The organism is Acinetobacter sp. 797_lipA (assembly GCF_058243025.1).
The window spans coordinates 989,826-1,013,098 of sequence record NZ_JBZAYQ010000001.1 but is presented as its reverse complement, the minus strand read 5'-3'; the positions used below and the strand labels follow the sequence as shown (position 1 = coordinate 1,013,098).

The following is a 23,273-nucleotide window of genomic DNA, read 5'->3' as shown; positions in this document are numbered from 1 at the left end:
CAAAAAGAAAATGCCAGTCAGTTTCTTAACTGACTGGCATTACAACTTTTAAGTTGGCTTTTCTGACTCTATGGCTTAAGCATTGCGTTTCGCAAAGTCATCCATAAAATTCACTAGCGCTTGAACGCCTTCTAGTGGAACCGCATTATAAATACTTGCGCGCATCCCACCAACTGAGCGGTGACCTGCAAGGTTCAACAAATGGTTTTCTTCAGCTTCTTTGAGGAAGAGTTTTTCTAAATCAGGATTCGCTAAAGTAAACGGCACATTCATAATTGAACGGTTTTGCACAGCAATTGGGTTTGCATAAAAATCGCTTGCATCGATATAGCCATAAAGCAGTTTCGCCTTTTCAAGGTTCACTTTATGAATCGCCTCAACACCACCTTGTTCAAGCAACCATTCAAACACCAGACCGGATAAGTACCATGCATATGTCGATGGTGTATTGACCATCGAATCATTCTTCGCTTGTGAAGCGTATTTCAAGATGCTTGGAATTTCAGGTTTGGCTTGATCTAATAGATCCTCACGAACAATAACCAAGGTTAAACCCGCTGGGCCAATGTTCTTTTGCGCGCCTGCATAAATGATACCAAATTTAGTGACATCAACAGGTGCAGACAAAATACTTGAAGACAGATCCGCAACCAATGGCGCATTGGTTTCTGGAATAGCCGAAAACTGAAGACCACCAATCGTTTCATTATCTACATAATGCACATAAGCCGCATCTTGAGATAAGTTCCAAGTGCTTGAGTCTGCAATGGCAAGTTTTCCATCAATTTGCGTACCCGCTTCAATGACGTTGATATCGCCATAGCGCTGCGCTTCTTTCAGTGCTTTCTCAGACCAAATTCCAGTATGGATATAGTCCGCTTTGCTGTTTTTACCCAACAAATTTAAAGGAATCGCGGAGAACTGAAGTGAAGCACCACCTTGAAGGAACAAGACTTTATAGTCCTCTGGAATGTTCATGAGTTTACGTAAATCTGCTTCTGCTTTTTCAGCCACAGCAACATAGTCTTTACTACGGTGACTCATTTCCATGATGGAAAGACCCTTGCCTTGCCAATCAAGCATTTCAGCTTGTGCTTTTTCTAAAACGGCAGTAGGTAATGCAGCAGGACCAGCACAGAAGTTGTACGCGCGCATGATTTTTCCTTTCAAAGTGAAACACAATAAAATGATGGCATTTAACCACAGATAGCCAGTGCTTGCAGTAAATTCAACTGAAAATATTTCAATGTAATCTCACCTTTACAGTCAAAAACTCAATCAAGATCAACGATCCAGTTTTAACTCAGCACTGCTCAATCAATTACAGCAGCGCTTTCCTATTCACCTAAGCTCAAACGAAAGCATTTCCTTTGCTTAAAAATGTCGCTAATCTATTGATATACATTTGCAAATTAAACAATTCAGTAACTGAGTCAGCATTCAGAACAGTTAGATTATGCGTATAATGTGCAAAAACATAGAAAAGAGTCGTGCTCATGCCACAAAGACTATTCAACATGCTTAATACACCAGCCAACAAATACTTATTGCGTACATCACTGCCATCAATCTTGTCATTAAGCATGTTCGGTCTCAGTCTCGGAATCAGCTCGACGACTTTTGCTGCATCTATCAGCTATCAACAAGCTGAGCAAAGTGTGTTACAAGACTCGTATAGCACACAGGCCACCCAAGCCTTACAACAAGCCTCAAAACTAGAGGCTGAAGCGGTCAAAGGTTTGGGGCTACCCCGTATCGATCTGAACGTACGTGCCTATGCTTTTCATAATGAGCTCGATGTGCCTCTGGGTGCACTCAAAAATAATTTAGAACACACACTTTCTCAAAACATTAATGACCGTATAAATCAACAAAATCTACCACCTAATATTTCTGACCCTTTAAAAGAAGGTATTAATCAAACCATCCATAATGGTGTCGGGCTTATTCCAGACAACTCTCAAATTATCTTAGAAGATCAAGTCATACGCCCGACGATTTCTGCAATGATGCCGCTTTATACAGGTGGGTTAACCTCAAGTGCAAAACAAGTCGCCAATATCAAAGCCAAACGTAGCGAACTCAATACGAAACAACAGCAAGACCTACAACGCTTTGAGCTGATTCAAGCCTATTTCAATGTTCAACTGCAAAAACAGTTACTCGCGTCTAGCCAATATAATTGGCATGCGATGCAAAAACACTATGACAATGCACTTAAACTTGAACAACAGGGCTTTATTAGTAAAGGCCAGCGCATGCAGTTTGAAGTGGCAAAAAACAATGCACAGCGCAGTGAACAAGCCAGTCAGGCCAATTTAAAAGCCAGTTTATTTCAACTGAATAACCTTTTGCAAAGCAGCCAAATTACTGAGCTCACCACACCACTCTTTATTAACAGTACCCAAAACCAAGATCTGAATACCCTACTCAGGTCATATGCAGATCAATCGGCTTTAGTACAAAAACTGCAAATGGACACCCAACTGGCGCAAGCCAATGTCACCGCACAAAACGCCGCCAAGAAACCACATATTTTTGCCTTTGGTGAATACAGTCTAGACGATAAAAATAACTGGATCGTTGGCTTAGCCGCACAGTACAATCTGTTCTCAGGCATTGATAAAAACAAAAATGTCCAAGCAGCAGAGTTACAACGCTACGCTTCTGAACTGATGACAGCACGGACTAAACAAGAAATTGAAAATGTGATTTATAAATCGTATAGCGAAGCCACCACAGCGCAGCAAAGTGATCAGTTATTACAGCAAAATATAAAAGCAGCGCAAGAAAATTTACGTATACAAGAACTGTCCTTTAAAGAAGATATGGGAACAGCGACCCAAGTGATCGATGCACAAAATATGCTCAGCGCTTTAAAAGCTGAAACCGCACTGAATGCCTATAAATATGTCATGTCACTGGCGACGCTTCTACAAAGTCATGGTTCGATCCATCAGTTCCAAACTTATCTTCTGCAACCCAATACGCGATTTATTCGTTAATTCTTTGATGAGAGCCATTTAATGAATCAAGATCAAAACCTATCTGATCCGAAAAAACCTGAAAAACAAGAAGATCAAGTGGTGCCATCAACAGAGGAATTAACCACAAATGATGCTCAAGAGCAGGTACAAGCTGAGAGCGAACAGACTAAGCCAGCATCAGCCAATACAAACACTGAGCAAAAGTCCAAAGCAATCAAGCTGATTGGGGGCCTTGCTCTCATTATTCTATTCATCGTGATTGCTTTTGGACTGTGGAAGGCCTATCAACCAAAAACGGTTGAAATCCAAGGTCGGGTTGAAGCAGAAACGATCCATGTCAGTACCAAAGTGCCAAGTCGAATTGATGAGATTTATGTACATGACGGACAGAAGATCAGCAAAAATCAAGAACTCGTTCGACTGTATAGCCCTGAAGTCGATGCCAAAAAACAGCAAGCACTGGCCAGCTTACAGGCTGCTTTAGCACTCCAATCCACCGCTGAACGTGGCTCTCAGGAAGAAAATATTGCGAGTTTATACGCCAACTGGCAAGCACTGAAAGCACAGCAAGCTTTGGCACAAACCACCTATCAACGTGGTGCAAACTTGTACCAACAAGGTGTCATCTCACGCCAACGTCGCGATGAAATGCAAGCCGCAGCACAATCAGCCGCTCAAATGACAGAAGCGGCATATCAACAATATGCTCGGGCTGAACGTGGCAGCACGCCACAGCAAAAAAGTTCAGCAGATGCGCAAGTGCAAATTGCAAAAGCAGCTGTTGCTGAAGTCAATGCACTTGAAGCTGAAACCAAACTACTCTCACCTATTGACGGTACTGTCTCTAAAACTTATGGCAAACCCTCTGAATTGGTAGCGATGGGGGTACCGATTGTGAGTATTATTCAAGATCGCGAGCTTTGGGTATCACTGAATATTCGTGAAGACCAATACGCCAACATCTATCAGGCAAAACAAATTGAAGGCTTTATTCCAGCCTTAAACCTGAATACCAACTTTAATATTAAGAATATTGATGCCGAAGGCGAATTTGCCACCATTAAGACCACACGCCAAACAGGAGGCTATGACATTCGTAGCTTTAAAGTTCATTTGACGCCTTCGCAAGCTATTCCAGACCTAAAAGTTGGCATGAGTGTGTTGTTTAAAGTCAAAGAGAGCAAATAATGCTAAGTGGGCTACTGCGGGAACTGAACTATTTACTCAAACATAAGTGGGATCTATGTTTAGTCACGCTTGCCCCACTGTTTATTATCGTACTGTTTTCCAGTATGTTTGCCCAAGGTAAACCCGAACATTTGCCTATTGCGATTATTGATCAGGACCAAAGTGAGCTAAGCCAAAACATACAGCGCTACTTAAGACTCAACCATACTTTAGATGTCACCATCGTCAGTGATCAAAATACCGAAGTTGAAAAGCTGCTGAACCAAACCAAAGTTTGGGGTTACGTCAGTATTCCCAATGGCGCCGAACAACGTTTTGTTCAAGCTAAAGATGCTGAAATCAGCATTGCCTATAACCAAAGTTACTTTAGTGTGGGGAACACCATTTCATCAGCCATGTTACTCAGCACAGTTGAAGCCATGGCAGACTATGCTGGTGAAAGCTATTTAGAAAATACTATTCCTTATTTAGATGTACCTACACCACACGTTAAAATTTCGACCTTATACAACCCAAATTTGAGTTATGAGTTCTATTTAGAACCCTTTATGATTCCTGCAATTTTGCATTTACTACTCTGCTGCTGTGTCGCATTTTCAGTCGGTCAAGAATTTAAGTTTCATACAGCGCAAAATTGGCTAAACAACCAATCTGCTTTTAAAGCCATCCTCACGAAAAACCTGACCTATGTACTTATTTTTAGCTTATGGACATGGGCGTGGATGTTTTGGCTGATTGAGATTCGCGGTTGGTTTGTTGCAGGTCAACTTTGGTTGATCATGTTGGCACAGCTTTTATTTTATAGTGCCTATGCCTTGATCAGTAGCACCATTGTTTTAGCCACCAATAACTTATCCAAAACCTTTGGTTTAATTGCTGTGTACGGCGGCTCATCACTCAGTTTTGCAGGAGTGACGCTCCCCTTAAATAACGCACCACTGTTTACCAAATTTTGGGCCAATATTATCCCTTACACACCTTATGCCAAACTACAAACCGAACAATGGGTCATTGGTAGCCCAATCAGTTCATCCCTTTTGCCTTTACTCATACTTATCCTCTATGTGGTCTTTTACGCTGTAACCTCTGTCCTGCTCCTCAAAAAACAAATCAAAGGAGCAGTGTCATGAAGTCATTTTTGCACTATTACATCAAGACATTTAAAGACATTATCGCTAATCAATCGATTTTAACCACGCTCATCCTCTCGGTGATTTTCTATAGTGTTTTCTATCCGACTGCCTACAAAGCACAGCAAGCAGAAGCTTTGCCCATTGTGATTGTGGATGAAGAACAAAGTATCGTGACCAATAACATCATTCAGCAAGTTTCGCTCAGTCCAAATGTTGAAGTGAAAGCTGTGACAGGCAATTTCCTCGATGCTGAAAATATGATTAAACAACAGCAAGCAGATGGTATTTTGCTCTTACCCGAGAACCTTTCCAATAGTCTTCGACATGGCGAAGTCGGTGGGATTGGGCTCTATCTCAGCGCGGCAAACTTTTTAAAAACCAAGCAAATTGGACTAGGTCTCGCTACCTCAATTGAAAATGCTGTACACGAGTATGTGGAAAAATTTGGCAATATTTCGCACTTTTCTCCAGCCATTTCCATTCATCAAACGCCGCTTTTTAACACCATGTCTGGTTATGGCAGTTATATTTTCCCAGCCATTGCTCCGCTGATTATTCATCAAACCATCGTACTCGGTTTAGGGATGTTATTGGCCGGATACCGCGAACAGAAATGGCAACCAACGACGACGGAATTTTTTGCGATTTTTTGCGCCATTCTGACCATTGGTATGCTCGGTTGTTTATATTTATTTGGCTTTATTTATTGGTTAAATGACTACCCACATGGGGGGAATTTTAGTGGCATGTTACTGGCCGTGCCGATTTTTATAGGCTGTATCGTGGCTTTAGGCATGTTGATTTCAACATTTTTCGATATGCCTGAACGTCCAGGACATGTCATTGTATTTACCTCTATTCCGCTATTTCTACTTTCAGGAACAGCATGGCCACACGCCGCAATGCCCGCTTGGATGCAATACTTGGGCAATGTTTTGCCATCGACCCAAGGGATTCAAATGTTTATTCAACTGAACCAAATGGGTGTACCAACTGTACTTATTCTGCCGAAACTCCTGTATCTCTTTGTGTTTGGTATAGCTTGCGCAGCATTTGCTTATTGGCGTCTCAAGCATCGCTAAATTTTAGAACGTATTAGGGTCTGTTGAGAATTACCGAGAGTTAATTAAACTCGCGCACAATTGAATCATGGCTTCAAAACTCGTATCTGTTTTACAACTACGCATCGCTATACGTTTAAATTCTTTTAACTTACAGAAATAGTTTTCAATGAGATGACGCCATTTATACATAATCGTATCAAATGCTCTCATTACTTTTCGATTAGATTTAGGTGGGATCACCACTTTCACTTTACGTTCATTGAGTTCTTGGATGAGCCAATCTGCATCAAATGCTTTATCAGCCAGTAATGCTTGAAAATCAACATCTTCAATTAAAGGTTTGGTTTCTACTAAATCGTGATATTGACCAGGCATTAATCGAAATTTAATAAGGTTGCCTAGACTATCCACTAAGACAAGAATTTTACAGGTCATTCCACCTCGAGATTTACCTATAGACTGTTTGAAAGTCCCCCTTTTGCACCTTGCCCATGTCGATGAACTTTAACAATCGTTCCATCAATCATGGCGTATTCCAAATCAACATCTTCATTTACAGATGCAAAAATAGTTTCAAATACACCAGCTTTCACCCAATCACGGTATCTTTTAAAGACGGTATTCCATTTACCAAAATGAGGAGGTAGATCACGCCATGGACTGCCTGTACGGGCAATCCATAGGACTGCTTCTAAAAATAATCGATTATCTTTTCCACTACGACCTCGATCGGTCACTTTACCTAGGCAAAAAGGTTCCATTTTTGCCCATTGGGCATCAGTAAGTATGTATCTATCCATAGTACTATTATAAATTAATCAGTAGCCTTTGTTAATTCTCAACAAGCCCTAATAGCAATCCTACCCATTTAATCCGTTGAAGCCCCATAAAGTTTGACATCAAAGCTACGAATTTTTATGCTTCCACCTGCCTTATCAAAACCAACATCATATTGAACTAGGTTTTTATTGCTATAAGCATACTCATAGGTAAATGCATACAAACTTGGTTTTTCTGTCGATTTTTCAATGTGTTTCGATACAATTTTTTGAGTCGTTATGGCTTGTTTAGGAATCGATTTTGCAAATTTTCGCATGTCTTTTTCATGAGTTTTAAATTTACGCTGTAACTCTGGCTCAAAATAAGTATAGAGCTGCGGAAAATCGCCCTGAGTAAAGGCTTGATAAGCTTGCTGAGCTGCTTTCTCTTGAGCAGGACTCGGATTTGGGATCGAATCCAATGCCTGTTGTCCCAATTTATCACACGCTGTTAAAGCCAACGCACAACTCAAAACCAGTAATTTTGCTTTCATAAAATCTTATCCACCACTCGGTCATCACCAACACGAAAAAGGACGCCGAAGCGCCCTTTTCTTTTTCATTCAGTTAGTCTTCGTTCGATCTATTGGTATCTGTTGTATTTTCAGATGCATCTACATTTACTTCGTCAACCACAGTTTCTTCAGTTGTTTCCATAGAAGCATCTAAAATATCGTCTTCGACTTCAACTGCTTCAACAGCAACGACACCAACCAAGATTTCTTCATTACCTAAACGAATCAGACGTACACCTTGTGCATTACGACCCGTTCTAGCAACTTCAGAGGCACGAGTACGAACTAAAGTACCGCCATCAGAAATCAACATCAACTCTTTAGATTCATCAATGGCAACCGCACCAACCAACTCACCGTTACGTTCAGATGTTTTGATTGCAATGACGCCTTTACCACCACGTTTCTTGGTTGGGAAGTCATCTACTGGCGTACGTTTACCATAACCATTTGCAGAAGCACACAGTACTTCGCCAGTTTCAGGCACAACAACCAATGAAACAATACGGCTCGCCACACTTAAATCAGAAGATTCTTCATCATCTGAATCTGTGTCGGTTTCACCATCATCTTCGGCCTGGGCTGCAGCTAAAGTGACACGCATACCACGCACCCCTTTTGCAGTACGTCCCATCACACGTGCATCAGTTTCAGAGAAGCGAATTGCCTTACCTTCATTTGAGAACAACATGATTTGCTGTTCGCCATCGGTGATTGCAACACCAATCAAGGTATCTTCTTCTTTCAGCTCAATTGCACGTAAGCCATTTGAACGAACATTACTAAATTGTTCTAATTCAACACGCTTAACTGTACCAGATGCAGTTGCCATAAATACAAAAAAGTTCTTACGCATTTTCTCTGCAAGATCAGCAAATTCAGCAACTGTTTCATTGTCCAAATCTGTTGTTGAAAGCTCAACACCCAACTCTTTCAATTGCTTACGTAATGCATCAGAAAGTTCATCAGCATCTTCAGCCAACTCATCGAATGAAGCTTTTAATGCTTCATAATGCGCGTCGATAATACTATTTTCACGTAATGTCGCGACATTGCTACGCACAAAGTTTTTGAACTCAGCTAAGCGTTCTTTAAATTTCTTCGGCGCATCAATCACAGGAAGAATTGCTGTGATTGTCTCATCGGCATCCAGTGGCAATAAGTTCACCATTGGGCGACCTTTTGAACCACGCGATGCTTGAGGCACTTCAAACACTCTCAGGCGATAGACTTTACCAACATTGGTAAAGCACAACACTGTGGCATGGTTAGAGGTCACAATCAGATGCTGGATGTAGTCATCTTCTTTCATCGATGTTGCAGATTTACCACGTCCACCACGACGCTGCGCAGCATAGTCTGAAAGTGGTTGAGTTTTCGCATAACCTGTTTTTGAAACAGTCAGTACCACTTGCTCTTCAGGAATTAAATCTTCACGCGAGAAATCAATACGAGACTCAACAATTGCAGTACGACGAGCATCGCCGTATTGTTGCAAAATTAAAGCTAATTCTTCTTTAATCACGCCCATCAATAAATTGAAGTCATTTAAAATCGCTGTGAGTTCAGTAATTTGACCTAAAATTTCAGTATATTCAGCTTGTAACTTGTCTTGTTCAAGACCCGTTAAACGGTGCAAACGAAGTTCAAGAATCGCACCAACTTGCGCAGGCGATAAACGATATATCTGGCCAGCTAAACCAAACGGACGACTTGGATCTTCACCTTCAATTTCGTCTGGACGTACAGAAACAGAACCTGCTTTTTCAAGCAGTGCAATTACATTGCCTGCTGCCCACTCACCTGCTTGTAAACGCTCACGCGCCTCAGCCGGGTTTGCAGAAGTTTTAATGGTTTCAATGATCGCATCAATATTTGCTAATGCTACCGTCAAACCTTCTAAAATATGGCCACGTTCACGTGCTTTACGCAACTCAAACATGGTACGACGCGTCACTACTTCTTGGCGGTGACGAATAAATGCCGCAACAATGTCTTTCAAGTTCATTAACTTTGGCTGGCCGTTGTCTAAGCACACCATGTTAATGCTGAAAGAGTTTTCCAACTGCGTGTTTTGGAATAAGTTATTCACCACAACTTCAGCGTTTTCACCACGCTTTAAGTCGATAGCAATACGCATCCCATCTTTGTCAGATTCATCACGTAGTTCAGAAATACCTTCCAGTTTTTTCTCTTTCACCAACTCAGCGATACGTTCAATGGTTTTCGCTTTGTTGACTTGATATGGAATTTCTGTGAAAACGATCGTGGTACGACCTGTTTTTTGGTCTTCTTCAAAGTGGTATTTACCACGAATATGCAAACGACCTTTACCCGTACGGTAAGCATCAACAATGCCCGCTTTACCGTAAATAATGCCACCTGTAGGAAAGTCTGGACCCGAAATATATTCCATTAATCCTTCAATTGAAATATTTGGGTTTTCAGCATAAGCCAAACAAGCGTTCACCACTTCAGTCATGTTGTGCGGCGCCATATTAGTCGCCATACCCACAGCAATACCTGTAGTACCGTTAATCAGTAAGTTAGGAATACGCGTTGGCATCACTTGCGGAATGCGTTCAGAACCGTCGTAGTTGTCTTCCCAATCCACCGTATCTTTTTCAAGATCAGCAAGAATTTCATGAGTCAACTTACGCATACGAACTTCGGTGTAACGCATCGCAGCCGCGCTATCGCCATCGACCGAACCAAAGTTCCCCTGACCATCAACCAATTGATAACGCAAGCTAAAGTCTTGAGCCATACGAACAATGGTTTCATAAACAGCAGAATCACCATGTGGGTGATATTTACCGATCACATCACCAACCACGCGGGCAGACTTTTTATAAGCTTTGTTGTAGTCATTACCCAATTCGTGCATTGCATAAAGCACACGACGATGAACAGGTTTTAGACCATCTCGAACATCTGGCAAAGCACGAGAAACAATCACGCTCATTGCATAGTCAAGATACGAGTTCTTGAGTTCATCCTCAATCGCAATCGGTCTGATTTCCGATACGCTCATGCATACTCCTTATTCTACAAACGTAAAACCGCTTGCATTTATATGTCGTAAAACTTGCAAAATTATTAGTTCAAAATACTGAACTAAAAACTGAAATATAGCCGTAAATTATAGCATAAACACTCTGATTTTTGTGTCACGTCACCACAGTTAATCTCGTTAATTTTCTTTAATTTAGGGGTTATTTTTTACACATGTATAGGATGTACATTTACGGCTCCATCACATTCCCTATCAGCGTTGCATAAAATGCAAAAAAGCCCTCATTTTTGAGAGCTTTAAGCCATGTCTTGCCTATCTTTGGACTTACCGATCGATCCCTTGCTTATCGCGCCGCATAATATGAAATGCCACCATAAACAAGCCCAATATTAAAGGAAACTCATATAGCTCCTCCATCAGGTCTTTATAAGCAATCTGATGTAAGAAAATTCCACCATAAATGCGACTGTGTTCAATGCCGTCAGAAATAATCAAACCCAACACCGTGAGCAGCATTGCCCAAGCAGGTATCGTAATGTTCTTCATTTTTATCGCAATCTCATGGCGCAATGGTTTAACCAACAACATAAATACGACTGAACCAATCAAAACTACCGAGATGCCACGAAAATATACTTTTGGGACTTCAGGGAAATAGTCTCTACCCCAACTGGTGCTACGTCCAAACAAAAGCAACCACCACAGCACAGCCCAGATCCAAAAATACTTTTTACCATCAGAAAGACGCATCGGTTGCATGTAAAAATAGCTAAATACAGCAAATATCAATAAAAGTAACGCTTGAATATTTTCCACGCCACGTACAACAGCACCACCTAAAAGTGGAAACTGCAGATCAGCTAAAAATGGAAAAATTAGACACAGAACAGCAAGGATCAAAACAGACCAAGATACACGCGTATCAATCAGCAAGATTACAACTCCCAACTTAACAAAAAATGTTTTTGTGTAAGTTAAGCTTAAAAATGGATGGCAAATAGTATCATAAATCTGAATATTCAGATGCACACTCATCTAAAGAAATGCTTAAATTTTCATTATTATTTTCAGAATACAAGGACTTAAAATAACAAAATAAATATCGAGTGATTTTGATTTTTATAATATTAAAGAACAGCTTTAGTACATAAAAAAACGCTCCTGCACATCGCAGTTAAGCATTGCTTAAACTGCTTGCACAAAAGCGTTTTTTTGAAACGTTGTCAGGAATTAGATTTTAGATACTAACTCTGGAACAACGGTATTCAAATCACCTACTAACCAGTAATCTGCTACTGCATTGATAGGTGCTTCTTCGTCTTTGTTGATCGCAACGATCACTTTAGAGTCTTTCATACCTGCCAAGTGCTGGATCGCACCAGAGATACCTACAGCGATATACAGATCAGGAGCAACAATTTTACCTGTTTGGCCTACTTGCATGTCGTTTGGAACGAAGCCAGCGTCAACCGCAGCACGTGATGCACCTTGAGCGGCGCCCAATTTGTCAGCCAACGGATCAAGAACAGTATGGTAGTTCTCACCTGAACCCACACCACGACCACCTGAAACCACGATACGCGCAGCAGTTAATTCTGGGCGTTCAGATTTTACGATCTCTTCAGCAACAAACTTAGAAATACCCGCATCTTTTGCTTCGCTTACAGCTTCAACCGCAGCAGAACCACCTTCAGCAGCGACAGGGTCAAATGCTGTACCACGTACAGTACCAACAATGATTGCTTCATCAGACTGAACTGTTGCAATCGCGTTACCTGCATAGATTGGACGCTTGAACGTATTTGCAGATTCAACAGCAATGATGTCTGTAATCATGCTGACATCAAGAAGAGCAGCCACACGTGGAAGAATATTCTTACCCGTTGTAGTTGATGCAGCCAATACGTGTTTGAAACCACCTTTAGCAATATCTGCAACCAAAGCTGCAACGTTTTCAGCCAATTGGTTTGCGTAAACTGCGTTGTCAGCAAGTAATACTTTGCTTACACCCGCAACTTTTGCAGCAGCATCAGCAACAGCTTGAGCGCCAGAACCAGCAACTAATACAGTGATATCACCACCGATTTTTTGAGCTGCAGCAACAACGTTTAAAGTTGCACCATTTAGTGCTTTGTTGTCGTGCTCAGCGATAACTAAAATACTCATGATTTTATCCTTCTGTATTAGATCACTTTCGCTTCATTTTTTAGTTTTTCTACAAGTTCGTCTACAGACTTCACTTGTACGCCAGCTTTACGTTCAGCAGGCGCTTCAACTTTAACTGTTTTAAGTTTAGTTGTTGTAGAAACACCAAAATCAGCAGGAGACTTCGTATCCAGCGGTTTTTTACGCGCTTTCATGATGTTTGGAAGAGCAGCATAACGTGGCTCGTTCAAACGTAAGTCAGTGGTGATGATCGCTGGAAGTGCAAGTTCAACAGTTTGTAAACCACCGTCGATTTCACGAGTTACTTGTACTTTGTCGCCATCAACTTTAACTTCAGAAGCAAAAGTACCTTGACCTGCACCTAGAAGCGCACCAAGCATTTGGCCAACTTGGTTAGAGTCATCATCAATTGCTTGCTTACCAAGTAGAATCAACTGAGGTTGTTCAGCGTCAACAACGCCTTTCAACACTTTCGCAATTTCTAAAGCACCCAGTTGGCTGTCATCAGCTTCAACCAAGATACCGCGGTCAGCACCAAGCGCCATTGCAGAACGGATTTGCTCTTGCGCTTCTTTAGGACCAATAGAAACAACGATGATTTCTGAAACAGTTCCTTTTTCTTTTAAGCGAACCGCTTCTTCCACTGCGATTTCACAGAATGGGTTAATTGACATTTTAACGTTGGTTAAGTCAACACCACTGTTGTCCGGCTTAACGCGAACTTTAACGTTGGCATCAACCACACGTTTTACAGCAACAAGAGCCTTCATGTAATCCTCGGCTGTTTTAGCAAATGTAAATGTTGAGAAAAGTTAGTTTAACTCTTCACTTAAATTTTTTTAGGTGCCCTATCTTGCAATGTGTACGGCATTTCGGTCAAGTCACAATTCACCAAAGAGCTGTAAAAATGCGTAAATTTAGCTGAACGACGCGTTCATACTTTTTTGTACGCACTATATTTGCACAAAATCGCACTCAGATTAAGTTATGATTTTTATTATATTTTTATCTGATTTACATTATTCAAAGATTTGATTTCTTTTCTCTAATATTCACCATCAAATAGATTATTGACTGTCTGTTCACATCTTTATCAGGCTTCACAAATCTGTCATTTAAGATAGATCACACAGCCTTAGATTCAAATACTCATTATTCTAGATATACGATGACACAATATTGCTGCTTTATTAACCATTCTAAAAAACTTCCTCAAAAAAAAGCATGCCATTTTGACATGCTTCTCTGAGTTTAATTGGCAATCAGCCATGTCGCGGCCAATGCCAGCAAACCACCTGAAGTACCATCAATCCATTTTTGTTTACGTTCATCTATTGGGGACTTCTGTGTCAGTTTTGCAAAAACCAGACTCAAACTACAGTAGACCACAAAAATCATCGCGATAAAAAGTAAAGATAAAATCAAACCTTGACTGACAGTGTTGGCAGATTTGTCGATAAATTGCGGCAAGATCGCAAAATAGATAAGCATACCTTTGGGATTTAATAGTGCGGTAAAAAAGCCTTTTTTGATCAAGTTATTTTCCGTTTTTCGGTCTAGTTGCAATTTTTTAGTACTAAAAACCGACTTTAATAAACCAAAGGCCAAATACAACAAATATGCAATGCCTAACCAGCGGATGGTTTCAAATAAAAGCGGGAAAGACACAATAATGGCAGCAATACCCAAAGCCACTAAAATTGAATGTAGTAAATAGCCTGTACATACGCCGACAGTCGCCATCATGCCTGCTTTTGCATCTTTGCCCATAACTTGAGACAGAATAAATAACATATCTGGCCCAGGTGTAAAAATCAGCGGCAGCACGGTCAGTGCAAAGAGTACATATACAGACATTTCCTTTCCCCTTTCATCCATTAGAAAGTGAAAATTAGTATGTGCGAAATAATACAAAATTGGCTTTCAATTTATTCTATAATAAAACGTATTTTTCAAATTATATTCTAAGATATGAAACAATCACCAAAGTCTGTGCGCATAAAACTTGACCGTATTGATAAAAATATCATTCGCCACTTACAAGACAATGGTCGTATTCAAAATAATGACTTAGCACGAGAAATCGGTCTATCACCGTCTTCATGCCTAAGACGCGTCAAACTATTAGAAGAAGCAGGTGTTATTCAAAATTATACCACAGTGGTCGATCCACAAAAAATTGGCCTTCAACTGATTCTGTTCTCACGTATTTGGCTGGTCGGTCAAGATGCCGAAACCATCGACACCTTTATTGAAGCCATGAAAGAGCTCCCTCAAGTCATGGAATGCTACATTATTTTAGGGGAATGCGATGCAATGCTGAAAGTTGTAGTACCTGATTTAGAAAGTTATCGCGAGTTCCAATCCACACATTTGACCAAAAAGAATGGCATTACCAGTGTCAAAACAGACTTGCCAAGTCAAATCATTAAACAAAGTTTCCAACTCCCACTTGATGAAATCTAATGTCAACGCATTTAAAGTTTGCGATAGAAACGGCGCGTTTACGTCTAAGGGCTTGGCGCGCAGATGACTTTCCTGCATTTGCACAGTTAAATGCCAATGCTCAAGTGATGCGTTATTTTCCTAGTTCACTCACACAAACAGAAAGCGATGCCCTTGCGCAAACGTTTCAGCAATTCATCAATCAAAATGGTTGGGGCTTCTGGGCAGTTGAACTAAAGCATAGTCAGGAATTCATTGGATTTACAGGTTTACATGCTCAACCTGAACGCTTTGATTTTTCACCCTGTGTCGAAATCGGTTGGCGATTGGACTCGAAGTTTTGGCATCAGGGCTATGCTACAGAAGCTGCACGGGCTTGCCTATATTTCGCTTTTTCGGTTTTAGACTTGGATGAGGTTGTTGCTTTTACCGCAGTTCAAAATAGGGCTTCTGAAGCGGTAATGAAACGTCTCGGCATGCAACATCGGGGCTATTTTAATCATCCTAAACTTGATCAAAATAGCCCACTGCTTCGATATACGCTCTATGCCATTAAGCCAACTGACTTTCTAAAAAATCACGATGAATATGACTTAAATCAATCAATTCATATTGTCCAAGATTAAAAATTTTCCAGACTTCAAGAAAGTCGTCTTTTAAATCAATGCTATTTGAGGGTTGTGCAGTCGCTTGCCACTGTAAATCGGAAATCCATAAATAGTATTGCCCAGTCTCTGCATTAAAAGCCTGAACTTTACCTGCTGCATTGACGCCTTGAACAAATGCATTTTCAGGCAGTACAGGCTCAATATTGGCTAAACTAATTTCAACAAAGTGTTTGACCTGACGCAAACCATAGCCCGCAAAAATATCTTTTTGCGCGGAGCTGAGTTGATCATACTTTGCTTGTATATCTGAAATCATATACTGACCTATTTTCACATTTGTCATCTTCAATATAAGCTTAAATCTACCGTTTCATTAAACTGGAACATTAAGCCCATCCTCTTTTAAGTTTATACTCTATTTTTTGCCGATTTATTATTCTACAAAAGTTCATAATCACACTTTTTCTAACAAAAGTGAGCGATCATTGCTACTTATTGATCTAGTTGATTCAAGCAAGAATAATGCCGAATCTCACAGTCCATCCTAGCGCTTTCATAGATATCCCCTAATGTGTTTACGCCGTTTGTTCTGACCTTTGGCATATAACCTAAAACACAGTGCTATAGTGCATGCATTCTGTGACACTATTTTTAAAGTATGAATGAACTAATTTTTCACCTTTTGCTGTGCTCGTGGATGTGTCTGATCATACACTTGAGCCAGTCTGTCAAAATCGACATGGGTATAAATTTGGGTGGTACTTAAGTTACTGTGGCCTAACATTTCCTGCACTGCGCGCAAATCACCACTGTTTGACAGCATGTGACTAGCAAAACAATGACGGAGTAAATGCGGATGCAGATCGATATTTACGCCTGCACGCTGTGCCTGAAACTTGACCCGATTTTCAATCTGGCGCATCCCCAAAGGATTGCCCTTTTGAGTAATAAAAACTTGTGCATCGGGCACAAAATCACCATTCCACAGCGGATAAATGCTCAGCCATTTCATTACTGCATCTTTGGCTTTAGAACCAAAAGGCACAACCCGAGTTTTATTACCCTTACCTGTAATACGCAGTAACTGTCGGTTAAAGTCGATATCTTTAATTCTTAAGCCTTGCACTTCCGCTAAGCGTAATCCACTGGAATAAAGCAGCTCAAGCAAAGCTTTGTCTCGATACCACATTTGCTGTTCGACTTCTTTCTCAGGCAAGGCCTGATCCAAAATTTGATTGATGGTTTCAATATCCACTAGACCTGGTAAAGGACGAGGTTTACGTTTAAGTTGAAAGTCATCGGCAGGATTAAAAGCCAAATGTTGCCCCTGCTCAGCCCATTTCATAAACTGACGAATAGAGGACAACATCCGCTGTAAACTACTAGAGCTCAACTGTTGATATTCAACTTTTTGTGCAATAAATTCTCGCAAATCAGTAGCTTCAACATCGCCCAACTCAAGCTTTTTCTGTTCGCAAAATAGCAGAAATTCAGACACATCTCGTTCATAAGCCTGCAAAGTATGGGTAGACTGATTTTGTATTTCTCGTTGTTTTAACCACATCGCGAGCAGTTGCATGGGCTCAAAAGTCACAAGTCAGCCTCTATAGTTCTATTCTGTGGAAGATTGATTTTCTTTTGCATAGTAGCACTGTCTCAGCTCTTTCTATACCTATGTACATTTTTCATAAAAAAAGCACTGATGAATCAGTGCTTCTTGTGTGACGCTAAACTTAGTTTTGATAGTAACTCAGATCAATACGTCCTTCGTAGACATTTGAGGTTGGACCCGTCATCCAAACCACTTCACCTTCACGCCATTCAATATGCAACTTACCACCTGCGAGCTCAATCTCAACAGATGAATCGAGTAAACCACGGCGCATACCTGAAATCGCAGCCGCACAAGCTCCTGTTCCACAAGCCAAGGTTTCGCCTACACCCCGTTCAAACACACGTAAGCGCGCATGCTTTTCATCAATGATTTGCATAAACCCTGCATTCACACGCTGCGGAAAACGCTCATGCGATTCAACCTGAGGGCCTAGACGTGCAACATCAGCTGTAATCACGTCAGGAACGATAGTAACTGCATGAGGGTTACCCATATTCACCACATCAATGGTCAATTGCTCATTGTTCGCCAAAGCAATGTCATACAAAGCTTCTGGTGCATCTGCAATAAATGGAATTTCCTGTGGCAAGAACTTTGGATAGCCCATATTCACGCGTACCCAGCCATTTTGACCGAGTTCGGGTTCTACAATTCCAGCCTTGGTTTGTACTTTAATCTTGGTCTTTGTAGTGAGCTGGCGCTCATGTACAAACCGTGCAAAGCAGCGCACGCCATTACCACATTGTTCAACTTCAGAACCATCAGCATTGAAAATACGGTATTTGAAATCGACATTTGGTAAATCAGGTGGCTCAACAATCAACAACTGATCAAAACCGATGCCGAAATGACGATCCGCCAAGCGCTGAATCGTAACAGTATCAAGGAATGCTCTTTGGCTGATTAAATCAACCACCATAAAGTCATTGCCTAGACCATGCATTTTGGTAAATTCTAATAACATCTTGAATTATCCTTCAGGCAATAAACGTTCTTTGTCCCAAAGTGACTCAATGGTTTCACGCTCACGAATCAAATGTACGTTTTCACCATCCACCATCACTTCAGCGGCGCGACCGCGACTGTTGTAATTTGAACTCATGACAAAACCATAAGCGCCAGCACCCAATACAGCCAGTACGTCATTTTCTTTGAGTGCAAGCACACGCTCTTTACCTAAGAAATCACCTGTTTCACAAATTGCACCAACCACATCCCACTCTTTTGCCTCGACATCTGAACGCGGGGTAACGGGCTGAATATCCATCCATGCTTCATACAGTGCAGGACGAATCAAGTCGTTCATGGCTGCATCAATAATCGCAAAGTTACGGTGAATAGTCGGTTTGAGTAAATCTACTTTGGTCAGGAGTACCCCTGCATTTGCCGAAATACTGCGTCCCGGTTCCATATACACTTTCAAACCCAATTTTTCTAAAGCGGGCTTCATTGCATTGGCATATTCAAAAACGGTAGGCGGCACTTCATCTTTATAGGTCACGCCTAAACCACCACCAATATCAATGTGTTTCAGCTGAATACCCATGGTTTTAAGCTGATCGATCATCACTATCACACGATCTAGCGCATCCACAAAAGGCTGTGTTTCGGTCAACTGGGAACCAATATGGCAGTCAATCCCAATAATGTCTAAATTCGGCAGCGTTGCAGCATATTGATAGGTTTCAAACACCGTATCTGATGGAATCCCAAACTTATTTTCTTTCAAGCCTGTTGAAATATAAGGATGCGTTTTCGCATCTACATCTGGATTGACACGCAATGAAATCGGCGCTTTTTTTCCGAGCTTCGCTGCAACTTTTTGAATACGATCCAGTTCTGCATGAGACTCTACATTGAAGCATGCAATACCCACTTCTAATGCTTTTTGAACATCAACCTCAGTTTTACCTAAACCCGAAAAGACAATTTTAGAAGCTTCGCCACCCGCTTTTAGTACACGAGCCAGTTCTCCACCGGTCACAATATCAAAACCCGCACCGAGCTTCGCAAGGACATTCAATACCGCAATGTTTGAGTTTGACTTAACCGCAAAGCAAATTTGATGATCGATAAAGTCAAAAGCACGATCCATCTCTGTAAAGTGTTTTTCAAAAGTCGCTTTTGAATAAACATACAGTGGTGTACCAAATTGCTGCGCAAGCTGTTGCAGCGAGCATTGCTCAGCGTGCAAAACCCCATGATTGCGGGTAAAACTCATGAATGTATCCTTTCTATGAAGCGTTTAAGGTATTAAGGCTGATTGGTTTCAACTGAAGGTGCAGCAAACTCTTGCTTCACGGGCGCTGTATCTTCCTTTTGTGCAGACGGCTTAGATGCTGCGTCTTTATAAAGCAAATATTTCGCTCGCTTGTCGTAGTTTGGATCATTTGGCATATGTAATGTACCAGACTGACCACAACCGACGAATGCAATACTCATCACCAAGACACTGATGCAGCAAATGACAGAACGCATCTGATCACCTATTTGATATTTTGAAGAAGTATAACCTGATCAACATGCATGACCAAACCACTAAGCGCTAAAGATTATAGTGAGTTAAAAAAAAACGCCAGTTAAAGACTGGCGTTTTTTTAAATGGTATCGATTATTTATGTTTCGGTTTGTAGAAACCAAAATAACCAATAATCAAAATGATGAACCAAATTGGACTCACCATTAAAGCTTTCATGGTATCGGCTTCTAGTGATAACACATAGATCACACCAATGAAGAAAACGATCACAAACCAACAGGTAAACAGACCACCTGGTAGTTTAAAGGTCGATTTTGCATGTAACTCTGGACGTGTTTTGTAATACACAATGTAGCTCCAGATAATCATGATCCAGACACAGATAAACAAAATCGTCGACAGTGTAGTTGCCAAAGTAAAGGCTTCAACAGTATTTGGTACAAAGTACTGTAGTGCAGCACCTAACAGTAAACAAATGGCTGAAAAGTACAATGCATTTGCAGGAACAGCACGCTTGTTTAAGTGGCCAAATGCTTTTGGCCCTTGATCTTCACGAGACAAACCAAACAACATACGCGACGTTGAAAACACACCACTGTTCATTGATGACATCACAGAAGACAATACCACCAAGTTCATGATGATTGCTGCTGCTGCAATACCCGCTTGACTAAACAAGTTCACAAAAGGCGAAACCGCCGGATCAATCACGTTCCATGGTGTCACAGACATTACAATCACTAAAGACAGCACATAGAAAACAATGATACGAATTGGAATCGAGTTCACCGCTTTAGGCAAATTCTTTTCTGGGTCTTTAGTTTCAGCAGCCGTGGTACCGACCAGCTCTACACCTACAAAGGCAAAGATCGCAATTTGGAAACCCGCAAGGAAGCCTGTCACGCCTGTTGGGAACATTCCGCCATGTGACCAAAGATGACTAAATGATGCAATTTCACCCGTCGTTGAAGTGAAACCTGTAAAGATCATCCATAAACCAACGGCAATCAACACCACAATGGCAATAATCTTAATCAGTGCAAACCAGAACTCTAGCTCACCAAACAGTTTCACCGTGACCAAGTTCAAGCCCATGATGAACACAATGGCCGCAACACTGATCATCACCCCTTCCCCAGGTGTGAACGGCATCCCTCCATTAAAAAACTGAAGGTAATAAATAATGGCTGATAAGTCCGCAATACCAATCGTGATCCAACATAGCCAATAGGTCCAGCCAACGAAATAGCCTGCCCACGGCCCAATCAAATCGGTAGAGAAATCGATAAACGATTTATACTTCAAGTTAGACAGCAGTAATTCGCCAAGCGCGCGCATGACCAAAAACACCATAAAACCAATAATCATGTAAATGATTAAAATAGATGGCCCAGCGAGGCTAATTGTCTTCCCCGACCCCATAAATAAACCTGTACCAATCGCACCGCCAATCGCAATGAGTTGTAAATGGCGGTTGGATAAACTCCGTTTTAAATCACCTTGTTCAGAGGTCGATTCTGTATTTTCTAAACTCATTCTTGATGTCATCTTTTATTTCCAGTCGCCAAAATTACCCGAAAAGAACAAAAAAATAAAAATAAAAGTGTATTAATCTATATTTTCAACATCTTTTGAAAAGTTAATTAATTTTTCTTATATTTAACACGACAAAGGACACGTAAAAGTTCCTGTTGAAAAAATCAGCAAAACACTTGTCAAAAATAAATTTCCGTGTAACAAATACACCAAGACTAAAAATCAATAAAAAATCGTGCAGGAAGCATGACTGTGGCATATCAATTGCTTAATAAAACTCAAAATTTTTCTAGAAATTTCAAGTTTTAAAACATAGAGGACTAAAAGAAAAATGAATACACAAAGTTTACAAACTTTTATGGAAACCATCAGTGGTTGGGTCTGGGGACCCTATATGTTGGTCCTCATTGTCGGAACAGGGATATTCCTCACATTACGCTTGTTCTTCTGGCAAATTCGCATGTTGCCTCTGGCCTTTAAACAAGTATTTGGCAAACATGACCAAGCACATTCTCATGCAGGAGATATCTCGCACTTTGCATCCCTCATGACTGCACTCTCTGCCACCATTGGTACGGGTAATATCGCTGGTGTTGCAACCGCTTGTGTCCTTGGTGGCCCAGGTGCGGTGTTTTGGATGTGGATGACAGCCCTGTTCGGTATGGCAACCAAATATGGTGAAGGCGTACTGGCAGTTAAATACCGAATCAAAAATGAAAAAGGTGAAATGTCTGGCGGTCCAATGTACTACATTGAACGCGGTCTAAAATGGAAATGGTTAGCACTGATTTTTGCACTATTTGGCACCTTGGCGTCTTTTGGGATTGGCAGTTCAGTGCAATCCAACACAGTTGCGCTCGCTGTTGAAAACAGTACGGGAGTTGCAACATGGATCACAGGTATCGTCATTACTGTATTCTCCGCTTTAGTTATTTTAGGCGGGATTAAATCTATTTCTAAAGCCGCTTCTTTCATCGTACCGATTATGGCGATTGGCTATGTCCTCGGTGGCCTCATTATTATCTTCAACCATCTTGAACTCGTCATGCCTGCACTTGAACTGATTTTCCGTGATGCCTTTACGGGTGAAGCGGTAGCAGGTGGTGCAATTGGTGCGGTCATTCGTTACGGTGTCGCTCGTGGCGTCTTCTCAAATGAAGCAGGCATGGGTTCAGCACCCATTGCTGCCGCTGCTGCAAAAACCGACCACCCTGCACGTCAAGGCTTAGTCTCAATGACAGGTACGTTTATCGATACCATTATCGTCTGTAGTATTACAGGGATCGTTTTGGTTATGGGCTTTATTATGGCGGGCAATAGTTTTGGTGGCGAAACAGGCGCGGTATTAACTACCCATACTTTTAACCAATTACTGCCGGGTGTCGGAGGCTGGATCGTGACTTTTGGTATTGTGTTCTTCGCTTACTCCACCATTTTAGGTTGGTGCTATTACGGCGAAAAATGCTGTACTTATTTACTCGGTGAAAAGTATGTGCTGTTGTACCGTCTCATTTACATCGCATCAGTCTTTATTGGTTGCGTGGCATCTCTTGATTTAGTCTGGCTATTTGCCGATACCTTTAATGGTTTAATGGCGGTTCCAAACTTAATTGCCTTGTTATTGCTGTCGACGGTGATTGTGAAAGAGTCACGTGATTTTGTCGAAAAACGTAAATCAGGTGAGTTGTACTAAGGCTATTTTC

Annotated in this window: 20 protein-coding genes and 1 pseudogene; 7 read left to right on the top strand and 14 right to left on the bottom strand. The window is 41.1% G+C overall.

The window, feature by feature from the left end; all coding sequences use genetic code 11:
* Nucleotides 1–75: 75 nt before the first annotated feature.
* Nucleotides 76–1,155, bottom strand: coding sequence for a 3-phosphoserine/phosphohydroxythreonine transaminase (serC, locus tag AC4CU2_RS04895; RefSeq protein WP_490768352.1), 1,080 nt, complete (start codon nucleotides 1,153–1,155; stop codon nucleotides 76–78).
* Nucleotides 1,156–1,496: 341 nt separating this feature from the next.
* On the opposite strand from serC, the gene AC4CU2_RS04890 reads away from it, so the two are divergent.
* The 4 genes from AC4CU2_RS04890 to AC4CU2_RS04875 are packed head-to-tail and all read left to right on the top strand — an operon-like array spanning nucleotide 1,497 to nucleotide 6,390.
* On the top strand, nucleotides 1,497–3,005 hold the full coding sequence (locus tag AC4CU2_RS04890; protein ID WP_490768351.1) for a TolC family protein: 1,509 nt from the start codon (nucleotides 1,497–1,499) through the stop codon (nucleotides 3,003–3,005).
* A gap of 21 nt (nucleotides 3,006–3,026) precedes the next feature.
* Nucleotides 3,027–4,175, top strand: coding sequence for an HlyD family secretion protein (locus tag AC4CU2_RS04885; protein ID WP_279692246.1), 1,149 nt, complete (start codon nucleotides 3,027–3,029; stop codon nucleotides 4,173–4,175).
* Nucleotides 4,175–5,305, top strand: a complete 1,131-nt coding sequence (locus tag AC4CU2_RS04880; protein ID WP_279692244.1) for an ABC transporter permease — start codon at nucleotides 4,175–4,177, stop codon at nucleotides 5,303–5,305. The genes AC4CU2_RS04885 and AC4CU2_RS04880 overlap by 1 nt, the downstream gene beginning before the upstream one ends.
* A complete protein-coding gene (locus AC4CU2_RS04875; RefSeq protein ID WP_279692242.1) occupies nucleotides 5,302–6,390 on the top strand; it encodes an ABC transporter permease in 1,089 nt (362 codons plus the stop codon). Before AC4CU2_RS04880 ends, AC4CU2_RS04875 begins: the two co-directional genes overlap by 4 nt.
* A 30-nt stretch (nucleotides 6,391–6,420) precedes the next feature.
* Here AC4CU2_RS04875 and AC4CU2_RS04870 read toward each other — a convergent pair.
* The 7 genes and pseudogenes from AC4CU2_RS04870 to AC4CU2_RS04840 all read right to left on the bottom strand — a co-directional run bounded on the left by AC4CU2_RS04870 (nucleotide 6,421) and on the right by AC4CU2_RS04840 (nucleotide 14,744).
* Nucleotides 6,421–7,172 (bottom strand): annotated as a pseudogene (locus AC4CU2_RS04870) (IS5 family transposase).
* Nucleotides 7,173–7,240: 68 nt separating this feature from the next.
* Nucleotides 7,241–7,684: a DUF3887 domain-containing protein gene (locus tag AC4CU2_RS04865; RefSeq protein WP_279691744.1), complete on the bottom strand. Its 444-nt coding sequence runs from the start codon at nucleotides 7,682–7,684 to the stop codon at nucleotides 7,241–7,243.
* A 73-nt stretch (nucleotides 7,685–7,757) separates the two neighbouring features.
* Nucleotides 7,758–10,739, bottom strand: coding sequence for a DNA gyrase subunit A (gene gyrA / locus AC4CU2_RS04860; protein ID WP_279691746.1), 2,982 nt, complete (start codon nucleotides 10,737–10,739; stop codon nucleotides 7,758–7,760).
* 306 nt (nucleotides 10,740–11,045) lie between these two features.
* Nucleotides 11,046–11,654, bottom strand: coding sequence for a hypothetical protein (locus AC4CU2_RS04855; protein ID WP_279691748.1), 609 nt, complete (start codon nucleotides 11,652–11,654; stop codon nucleotides 11,046–11,048).
* A 297-nt stretch (nucleotides 11,655–11,951) separates the two neighbouring features.
* Nucleotides 11,952–12,887, bottom strand: a complete 936-nt coding sequence (locus AC4CU2_RS04850; RefSeq protein WP_004982561.1) for an FAD-binding protein — start codon at nucleotides 12,885–12,887, stop codon at nucleotides 11,952–11,954.
* Nucleotides 12,888–12,904: 17 nt separating this feature from the next.
* The gene (locus tag AC4CU2_RS04845; RefSeq protein ID WP_005400499.1) at nucleotides 12,905–13,657 is read right to left on the bottom strand and encodes an electron transfer flavoprotein subunit beta/FixA family protein; all 753 of its coding nucleotides are present in this window, start codon (nucleotides 13,655–13,657) and stop codon (nucleotides 12,905–12,907) included.
* 481 nt (nucleotides 13,658–14,138) lie between these two features.
* On the bottom strand, nucleotides 14,139–14,744 hold the full coding sequence (locus AC4CU2_RS04840; protein ID WP_010327224.1) for a LysE family translocator: 606 nt from the start codon (nucleotides 14,742–14,744) through the stop codon (nucleotides 14,139–14,141).
* A gap of 114 nt (nucleotides 14,745–14,858) precedes the next feature.
* On the opposite strand from AC4CU2_RS04840, the gene AC4CU2_RS04835 reads away from it, so the two are divergent.
* Nucleotides 14,859–15,353: an Lrp/AsnC family transcriptional regulator gene (locus AC4CU2_RS04835; RefSeq protein ID WP_004695793.1), complete on the top strand. Its 495-nt coding sequence runs from the start codon at nucleotides 14,859–14,861 to the stop codon at nucleotides 15,351–15,353.
* The gene (locus tag AC4CU2_RS04830) at nucleotides 15,353–15,958 is read left to right on the top strand and encodes a GNAT family N-acetyltransferase (RefSeq protein ID WP_010327225.1); all 606 of its coding nucleotides are present in this window, start codon (nucleotides 15,353–15,355) and stop codon (nucleotides 15,956–15,958) included. The genes AC4CU2_RS04835 and AC4CU2_RS04830 overlap by 1 nt, the downstream gene beginning before the upstream one ends.
* Here the strand turns inward: AC4CU2_RS04830 and AC4CU2_RS04825 are convergent.
* The 6 genes from AC4CU2_RS04825 to AC4CU2_RS04800 all read right to left on the bottom strand — a co-directional run bounded on the left by AC4CU2_RS04825 (nucleotide 15,885) and on the right by AC4CU2_RS04800 (nucleotide 21,570).
* Nucleotides 15,885–16,283 (bottom strand): hypothetical protein, encoded by a 399-nt coding sequence (locus AC4CU2_RS04825; protein WP_010327226.1) that lies wholly within the window; start codon nucleotides 16,281–16,283, stop codon nucleotides 15,885–15,887. The genes AC4CU2_RS04830 and AC4CU2_RS04825 overlap by 74 nt on opposite strands.
* Before the next feature lie 324 nt (nucleotides 16,284–16,607).
* Complete coding sequence (locus AC4CU2_RS04820; protein ID WP_035330499.1) at nucleotides 16,608–17,519, bottom strand: tyrosine recombinase XerC; 912 nt, start codon at nucleotides 17,517–17,519, stop codon at nucleotides 16,608–16,610.
* 154 nt (nucleotides 17,520–17,673) lie between these two features.
* Entirely contained in the window at nucleotides 17,674–18,519 is an 846-nt protein-coding gene (gene dapF, locus AC4CU2_RS04815) for a diaminopimelate epimerase (RefSeq protein WP_078388629.1), read from the bottom strand.
* A gap of 6 nt (nucleotides 18,520–18,525) precedes the next feature.
* The gene (gene lysA / locus AC4CU2_RS04810) at nucleotides 18,526–19,776 is read right to left on the bottom strand and encodes a diaminopimelate decarboxylase (RefSeq protein ID WP_279691751.1); all 1,251 of its coding nucleotides are present in this window, start codon (nucleotides 19,774–19,776) and stop codon (nucleotides 18,526–18,528) included.
* A gap of 32 nt (nucleotides 19,777–19,808) precedes the next feature.
* On the bottom strand, nucleotides 19,809–20,033 hold the full coding sequence (locus tag AC4CU2_RS04805) for a hypothetical protein (RefSeq protein WP_126037420.1): 225 nt from the start codon (nucleotides 20,031–20,033) through the stop codon (nucleotides 19,809–19,811).
* A 133-nt stretch (nucleotides 20,034–20,166) separates the two neighbouring features.
* Nucleotides 20,167–21,570 (bottom strand): amino acid permease, encoded by a 1,404-nt coding sequence (locus AC4CU2_RS04800; protein ID WP_004695775.1) that lies wholly within the window; start codon nucleotides 21,568–21,570, stop codon nucleotides 20,167–20,169.
* A 331-nt stretch (nucleotides 21,571–21,901) separates the two neighbouring features.
* Between AC4CU2_RS04800 and AC4CU2_RS04795 the strand changes: the two genes are divergently transcribed.
* Complete coding sequence (locus AC4CU2_RS04795; protein WP_004695773.1) at nucleotides 21,902–23,263, top strand: alanine/glycine:cation symporter family protein; 1,362 nt, start codon at nucleotides 21,902–21,904, stop codon at nucleotides 23,261–23,263.
* Nucleotides 23,264–23,273 lie beyond the last annotated feature (10 nt).